Genomic DNA, 757 nt, shown 5'->3' on the forward strand with positions numbered 1-757 from the left:
TTCCCTCCCATTTTCAATTCAACACGCTTTGGAAAACTGCCTCCCTTGATAAAACCATGGGGTAAGATTTCTTTCTTGCCAAACAGTGTGTAAGTTACGCCGCGTTTTGTTTCGTTTACTTTAAAAAATTTAAGAGGTATTGGTGTTCCAGAACCAATGATATCTGTCTCAAGAAACCTTGCTGTCGCCTTTTCTTTAATATAAACGCCTCTTCTTATACGCTTTATTTGGGCTGATGAGATGTCAGCAACTTGCTTTTCAGTAAAGCGTTCAACTTGTTTTGCTGCAGTGTTTAGAGCATTACGCCGAGCCCAATTAAGGCGAGGGGCTTGAAGGCTTGTGAAGGTATCTTTTGCCTGTTGAAGATACCATTTTTGGTGGATGATTAACTTCAACTTCTAAGCCTTTTTGGGGGTAGGTGTTGATGGCTTGGAAGCTTTAGGTGTTTTGGGTTGTTCGAGTGGAATTTCCTCAGCTGCTGATTCAGGTGATGTTTGTACGGCTTCTTGTTCTATCTGCTTAATTTGTTCAACTCCCTTGTCAGGCTTTATCTTTGTTTTAACATCAACAAAAGGTTTAGCAGCATTGGCGCGCTTGAGACGTGCGTAGACTTGATTGGAAACTTCAACAAATGGATTATTGGGAGTTGAAGTTTCAAAACGAACAGTGCTTTTATTATCGCCAACAACACACATTGGCTTGGTGATGATTGCTTTCATCTTCGCTCCTTTTGAGGCAATGAATTAATGACATCATT

At 40.6% G+C, this 757-nt stretch carries 2 protein-coding genes; both read right to left on the minus strand.

The genetic code is table 11. The annotated features are described in order from the left end of the window. The coding region (locus tag ACFINW_RS10055) for a hypothetical protein (RefSeq protein WP_375674274.1) at positions 1–395 on the minus strand (395 nt) is incomplete at its 3' end. Between the two features lie 3 nt (positions 396–398). After that, on the minus strand, positions 399–719 hold the full coding sequence (locus ACFINW_RS10060) for a hypothetical protein (protein WP_375641117.1): 321 nt from the start codon (positions 717–719) through the stop codon (positions 399–401). Positions 720–757 lie beyond the last annotated feature (38 nt).

Origin of the sequence: Bartonella sp. AA18HLJMS, from assembly GCF_042197245.1 — a bacterium.
Taxonomy (GTDB): Bacteria; Pseudomonadota; Alphaproteobacteria; order Rhizobiales; family Rhizobiaceae; genus Bartonella.